At 44.7% G+C, this 6732-nt stretch carries 4 protein-coding genes and 2 pseudogenes; 3 read left to right on the top strand and 3 right to left on the bottom strand.

Translation table 11 applies throughout. The annotated features are described in order from the left end of the window. Both IM515_RS13670 and IM515_RS13665 read left to right on the top strand, forming a co-directional pair. Positions 1-274, top strand: a pseudogene (locus IM515_RS13670) (hypothetical protein); the annotation flags it as partial. A 128-nt stretch (positions 275-402) separates the two neighbouring features. Continuing rightward, positions 403-745 (top strand): annotated as a pseudogene (locus tag IM515_RS13665) (IS1 family transposase); the annotation flags it as partial. A 223-nt stretch (positions 746-968) separates the two neighbouring features. On the opposite strand, the gene IM515_RS13660 reads toward IM515_RS13665, so the two are convergent. The 3 genes from IM515_RS13660 to IM515_RS13650 form a co-directional block, all read right to left on the bottom strand. Next, positions 969-1658, bottom strand: coding sequence for a discoidin domain-containing protein (locus IM515_RS13660; protein WP_287627285.1), 690 nt, complete (start codon positions 1656-1658; stop codon positions 969-971). Positions 1659-2083: 425 nt separating this feature from the next. Continuing rightward, a complete protein-coding gene (locus tag IM515_RS13655; protein ID WP_287627283.1) occupies positions 2084-3493 on the bottom strand; it encodes a hypothetical protein in 1410 nt (469 codons plus the stop codon). A gap of 289 nt (positions 3494-3782) precedes the next feature. After that, a complete protein-coding gene (locus IM515_RS13650) occupies positions 3783-4724 on the bottom strand; it encodes a glycosyltransferase family 2 protein (RefSeq protein WP_287627282.1) in 942 nt (313 codons plus the stop codon). Positions 4725-5003: 279 nt separating this feature from the next. On the opposite strand from IM515_RS13650, the gene glmM reads away from it, so the two are divergent. After that, on the top strand, positions 5004-6443 hold the full coding sequence (glmM, locus tag IM515_RS13645; protein ID WP_287627281.1) for a phosphoglucosamine mutase: 1440 nt from the start codon (positions 5004-5006) through the stop codon (positions 6441-6443). Positions 6444-6732 lie beyond the last annotated feature (289 nt).

Below are 6732 nucleotides of genomic sequence, written 5' to 3'. Positions count from 1 at the left end.
AGAACAGAATCTTCTAACAAAAGATTCACAAGCTTCAATATTTCGTTGTCCTAAATGGGGTTCTTGCCATACCCTCGAAAATGGTTCTACACATAATGGCAAACCCAAACGTCAGGGGAAAGATTGTGGTCAACCGTTGGTAATTAATCCTAGTAATAAAACCGTCTCTAACGAAACCCAAAAATTAATAGCTCTACTGCTGCTAGAAAGAATTTCTCGGCGAGGTATTGCTAGAGTAACGGGAGGGGAGCATCTCATTTATGCAAGTGAGTAATTATACTTATTTCTAAAACTGGTTTCTAGCAAGGCTTTCAAAATAGCTTGACATAAAAACCTGATTTAGGGGTTACAAAGGTGAGATGCTCCCAACGGGAAACGGGAGTGAGTTGGTCATGGTTACAAAACTATGTTAATAATAAATTTAGCCAAGCCCCTCGCCAGGTATAGGTAACAGACAAACCTAAAGGCAAATTAATCATAGAAATTTCTGTGATGAGTTATGGTCATTCGTATTTTCTCAGAAAATCAAGGTATATATTTGGTTAGCTATCGATAGAACTACCCGAGAAATAATTGGTTGTTATTGAGGAGATAGAAGCCGTGAATCAGCTAAAAAGCTCGGAACAAGTCTTCCAGAAGTTGAGCGACAATGTGCTGTTGCTTACACAGACTTTTGGGAGTCCTATAAGACAGTAATTCCTCGTAAACCTCATCGATCGGTCGGAAAAGAAACTGGTCAAACTAATCCTATTGAAAGATTAAATAATACCTTTCGACAAAGGATTTCTCGGTTTCTCGTCGGGGAGCATCTCACCTTACGACTCGCCTAAGCTCGGTTATCGCTTAAGGAATAGTGGTCAAGATCTGTTTATCGGAGCATCGGTTTTTGAGAATTGTCTATATGTTGGGCATTCATCCCATCCCTAAAAGCGAGGGACTTCTAGCGAGGGACGAATGCTGAGACTAAGTTAAATTCTTTTTCCCAAACTCACGCCCGCTAAACCAAAGGCTAACAGAGCAAGCAAGGAAGAAGGTTCGGGAACTTTGGTTGCAGCAAACTGAATCTCTGAGAAGCCAATGCGATTGTTCGCGCTGGGGTTATCGAATCCCCCAAAGTTACTCAGATTAGTAAATCTAACATTAGTCGCAGCGACTGAGACAAAACTGAACGTCTGTGGGGTCTGATTGAAAAATGGGTCAAAAGTTCCTTGCGTAAAGGACATAGGAGCGCCACTCAGGGTACTCCAAGTTGTTCCACCGTTGTTGGAGTATTCAATCGTCACACTTTTAATTCCCTGACGGGTAAGCTCGGCACTACCACCGCCAAGGTTCCAGAAAGTAAACCCAGATAGATTATAGCTACCATTGAGATTAAAAGTGATAGTACCTGAGGGAATTGTGGTGCCCTGCGTGTTAGTTAAAGTATCTGACCGCCAAGAATTACCAATCAGCGACTGCCCGTGATCTCCCGTAAGACTCGGAGTGTTACCGGGCAGCCCTTGGCCGTTGACGGCATCGTTTAGACTCCATTGTGTTGATATGTTCGTTGAGGCAGTGACTCCAGGAATTAGAGTAGCAGCTTGGGCGTTTTGTGCCACACCCCACATTAAGCCGAAAGTGGTAGTGGATAAAACAAGGGTTTTGATAGTGAGTTTCACGGGAAAATCTCCTTAAAAGGCTAGGGACAGTCAAAAGGGTACAACGTACCCTCCCATATCATATTTTTTTTTTTTGCCAATGTCCACTACTTTTGATGTAGATTTTTTTTCCACGTTATGGTAAGGGAATCGGGGGACAGGTGGGGTCGTTTCATTCTCTCAAATGTCATTCTCTCAAGTCCTTATCTGGCAACGTTTTTAGTCGATTTCTCGGAAATACATAGCTGAAAATTTTTAAAAACGTCGTGCTTTGCTTACCTCATAAGCGATTAAAGGTAGCAAAAAAAGAATTAGATTCGGAGAATGAATCAGCCCTAGGGGGACAGGGGGAAAACTCCCATCTGGTGGCGCAGTTAAGAAAGTCAGAAGCCAGAAATCGGGTGGGGAAGAAATTCTGTCTTCTGCCTTGATGGCGGGCAATCTGCCTACTGATGAGATTCTAGCCTCGTGGTTTTGCTATTGTCCCCATCCGAGAATAAATCATCGCTAAATAGATCATCAAGGGGCAGTTCTTCGTCAGAAGGTAAGGATTCTAGATTAGCCATTTCTTCATTATCCAACATACTGAAGAAATCTAGTTCTTCTTGGTCACTCGCAACAGAAGCAACATTTTGGCGGTTAGATGCAACTGTGGGGGTTTCTTCCGCAAAATAATCGAATAATTCGGGGTTATTGCTGTCATCGGTATCAGCAAATAAGTCATCTAGAAAATTTTGGTTATCAGCGAATTTTTCGGCATCGGTGGCTAATAAATCAGAGAAACTGGTGTCACTGCTAACGGTTTCTTGAATCTGACCGTAATTACCCGATAATTCTTCTAGGCTACCGATAGTTCTCGTTTCTTCCTCTAATGTTAAACTGTTGAGAAATTCGATCTCAGCAGCGGACATCTCCCAGTCAGAGATTGCTGGTTCTGCCATGACGGGAAAATCTTCGCTCTCAGTCATTTCTGGAGAAACTAAGGTTTCTTCTGGGCTGTTTAAACCGTCAAATGTCTCCTGGTCAACGGAGGTTTCTAGGGGCATTTCGGGGGCAAATTCTGGTTCCAATACTAGGGTTTCTTCGGTGATAAAACCATCAAAAGGATTCATCTCACTGCTGAATTCTGATTCGGAACCAGGCGTTTCTAGGGGCGTTTCAGGGGCAAATTCTGGTTCCAATACTAGGGTTTCTTCGGTGATAAAACCATCAAAAGGATTTATTTCTTCGGCACTGGGGCTATCGGGAAAATCATCCCAAGGTTCGACGATTTCAGTGGTTCGATCATCCACTACTGCTTGGCGGGCATTTTCTAGTCCTAACAGTTGGCTTTGATAACTCTGTTCTAGTTGTTGAGTTTGCCCCTGATAGCCCTTTTCTAATTCTAGAATCTGCGCCTGTTGACTTTGACGCAGGGCTTCTATTTCCCCTTGCTTCCCGTCTATAATCTCTTGTATTTGACTTTGGTAGCTTTGGCGCAATTCCTCGATTTTAGCCTCGTATTCCTGTTCAAGTTGCTGAATTTGGGTTTTATCGGCGACTTCCACTGCTTGAGCGGCAGTGGCGCTGGCTGCCCCTTGTACACGTCCTTGGCTATCTTCTAACTCTTTTTGCAATTTAGCCACTTCTTCTCTATAGGTGGCTTCGATATTGCGAATCCGTTCTTCGGAGAGAGCGAGTTGTTTTAACTGTCCTTTGCTGTCTTTTAACTCCGCTTCGGTTTCACCTAAAGCCGTCCGAATTTTCTGATATTTTTGCCGTTCTTCCCTGATTTTTCCCTCTTGCAGGGCATATAAAGCCCCACCCCCGATCGCACCTCCACCGACAAAACCGATTAAAATATCGAAGATATTCATTATGGGATTCCTCCTCTAGGAAAATTTACTTTATAATATGCCCAATCTCAGAGGATAATTCACAAGGGGCAAATGTGGTCAGTGTTTTCCGCCGCTCTTTATGCTGATTGCTTTTGATTGTGGCAGCAATTATCAGAAAAAGAAAGCAAATATTCAGTTTTTTATCGGCAAATGTTCACCCTTAGGGCAGTTATCTCGATGGTGAGGTACAAAGTCTCTGGTTTTAGGGCGGGGTTAGTGACACCTCGTCTTTGTGAGAAACGCTTTCATCGGTGTTCGCCAAGACATTTCACTGAAGCTGCATTTCCCGATAAGCTTGATAAACGCCGCGCACGTTGTACCAATTGAGAAAAATGCGGGCAATTTCTAGGGCTAATTGCGGTTTACCTCGATCGATTAACCATTGTAACAGCGGGGAGAGGCTGCGTTCATTCAGGGTTCCTCCTAGGGAAAGTAAACCCCACAACAATCGATGAATCCAAGTCATTTGAATCATCATCCGCACTTCCCAGGTGGGATGTTTTTGATAAAAAAGCACTCCCATTCGTCCCCGTTGAATTTCCTTATCGATGAGATTGGGAATTTGAGCGAGATTAAAGGGGGGATGCCAATGATAACCGACGGCTTCTGGACATTTAATTAATTTTAGTCCCAATTGCTTCAATCTCACCCCTAATTCCAAATCTTCCCAACCATAGAGTTGAAACTGGGTGTCGAATAATCCCGCTGCTAATAACCATTTTTTAGCGATCGCCACGTTGCCCGTGGCAAAATAGGCGGCGGAGAAATCGGTGATTTTATAGGGTTCACTGGTGGGATGCTCGAAGTTACAGGTATTAATGACACTGCCGTAGGTAAATAAGCGATCACTGCTGAGACTGGCTGCCCCGGCGGTTAAAGCGTCGGCGTGAGCTTGCAGAAAATTTTCTGTCACTACCAGATCGCTATCGATAAAAATAATTGTATCACCACTAGCTTTTTCTACCCCTAGATTCCTAGCGAGCGCCGGTCCGCCGTGATCCTGTTGCCACAGTTGCAGATGGGGTAAATTAGCCTTTTGAGTTTCTAGCCAAGCGATCGTCGCATCGGTAGAGCCATCATCGACAAGGACTATTTCGTAGTTTTCCACCTTATTATCGGTTAAACGCTGATTTTCTAGGGCTAGTAAACATTTTTTTAAGATTGCTTGGCGATTGTAGGTAGGGATGACAACACTGATCAGCACGGGCATTCGGGGGTCAAGATTACCGTTTTAGCTTACCAAATAACCTCGGTTCCTTGATTAGACCTCCTGCAAAAATCAACAATCTTTATTCAGGATTCAGGAGTCAGTTATCAGTTATCAGTTATCAGTTCACTGAGAAAACTCCCCACACCCCACCACCCCATCTCCCCACACCAGATGTAAGGAACTCCGGGAGGAGGATTAAGGTCAACTGGGAACATTGATTTTAAAAAATCGGTGATCATGTTATCCTCTGAGTGTGTCGTGTGAGGAAAGGAATCGGCCATGGTAGCGTCTCTATCGTATCAAAATGGACAAAAAGCTCGATCGCATCCCCTGTTATCCTTAGGGGGTTTAATCGAATTACCGCCATCACCCCTGTTTGGCACGGACGGAATTCGCGGCCAAGTGGGAGAATTATTAACTGCCCCCCTAGCGCTACAAATCGGATTTTGGGCAGGACAGGTATTAAAAAATCAAGCTGGTGTCACCAAACCAGTAATTATTGGTCAAGATTCGCGTAATTCCAGTGATATGTTAGCCAATGCTATCACTGCGGGTTTAACTTGGGCGGGAATAGAAGTCTGGCAACTGGGATTATGTCCCACTCCCTGCGTCGCCTATTTAACCAGAGAAAGCGAAGCGATGGGGGGGATCATGATTTCTGCCAGTCATAATCCTCCTGAAGATAACGGCATTAAATTTTTTGACGGCAGCGGTTTAAAATTGTCTGGCAGTTTAGCGGCACAGATAGAAGCGGGTTTAAGAGGCAATTTAGAATTAGCAGATAAACCGGAAAATTGGGGAAAAGCGACTTTTTGTCCCGAATTAATCCAAAAATATTATCAAGCTGTCATTGATTCCGTCGGGAGGGATATTAACCTATCGGGATTAAAAATAGTTTTGGATCTAGCTTGGGGGGCAGCCGTTAACCTAGCACCTTTAGTATTCCAAACCTTGGGGGCGGAAGTTATCTGTTTACACGATCGAGCCGATGGCGATCGCATTAACGTTAATTGTGGTTCTACCCATTTAGAAAGCTTACAGGCGGCGGTGATCAATCAGCAAGCGGATTTAGGGTTTGCCTTCGATGGCGATGCCGATCGGGTCCTGGCCGTGGATAGTCAGGGTAGAGTAGTAGATGGCGATTATATCCTCTATTTTTGGGGTCGTTCCCTCTTAGAAGCTGGACAGTTACCCGATGGGTTATTAGTAGCAACGGTGATGGCTAATTTAGGCTTTGAACGCGCTTGGCAAAAACTGGGGGGTCAATTCTTGCGGACTGCCGTGGGCGATCAGCACGTTCAGGCGCAAATGTGGGAAACTGGGGCCATGCTAGGGGGTGAACAATCCGGTCATATCCTCTGCCATCATTACGGAGTTTCCGGGGATGGAATGCAAACCGCCCTACATTTAGCGGTTTTAGTGCAGAAATCGGCAGTTTCCTTGGCTAAATTAGTCGATCATAGCTTTGTCACCTATCCGCAGATTTTACGCAATGTGCGGGTGGAAGATAGAGAAGTGCGACGTAATTGGCAGCAATGTGAACCTTTACGGCGGGAAATCGGCAAAGCTGAGACAGCCATGGCAGAAAAAGGCAGAATTTTGGTGCGAGCTTCCGGGACAGAACCGTTAATTCGGGTGATGGTGGAAGCAGAAACCCTAGAATTAGCCAATTTTTGGACAGAAAGGCTAGTGGAAGCGGTGCGAAGCTATCTTTTGTAGTCGATCGAGGGGGACAGGGATTATAATGCCCTTAGCCTAGCCTAGCAAGGGATAATTGTCACTAACCCCGCCCTAAAAGCGACGGAGCTTGCCTAAACCAATTTAGGCGACGCAAGTAGAGACTACCGCATCGAGACACAATCTGGCCCAGACCTCCGAATGCTTCCCTAGTTCGGATTCTCTCTAAGCTTTATTGGTAAAGCGTTGTTAGACAAGACATCTTGATTGTGTTGCGGTAAGGGACTTTAACTTTACTCTTAAGGATTATCTCCATGGCAAGAGTTCCTGT

Origin of the sequence: Microcystis sp. M44BS1 (genome assembly GCF_020244875.1) — a bacterium.
Taxonomy (GTDB): Bacteria; Cyanobacteriota; Cyanobacteriia; order Cyanobacteriales; family Microcystaceae; genus Microcystis; species Microcystis panniformis.
The sequence above is the reverse complement of the archived record's forward strand: the minus strand, read 5'-3'. Positions and strand labels throughout refer to the sequence as shown.

What these genes read in the sequence shown, in the direction of transcription:
- IM515_RS13655 (WP_287627283.1), bottom strand. Translation starts at nt 3,493, where the DNA reads ATGAATATCTTCGATATTTTAATCGGTTTTGTCGGTGGAGGTGCGATC.
- glmM (WP_287627281.1), top strand. Translation starts at nt 5,004, where the DNA reads ATGGTAGCGTCTCTATCGTATCAAAATGGACAAAAAGCTCGATCGCAT.
- IM515_RS13650 (WP_287627282.1), bottom strand. Translation starts at nt 4,724, where the DNA reads ATGCCCGTGCTGATCAGTGTTGTCATCCCTACCTACAATCGCCAAGCA.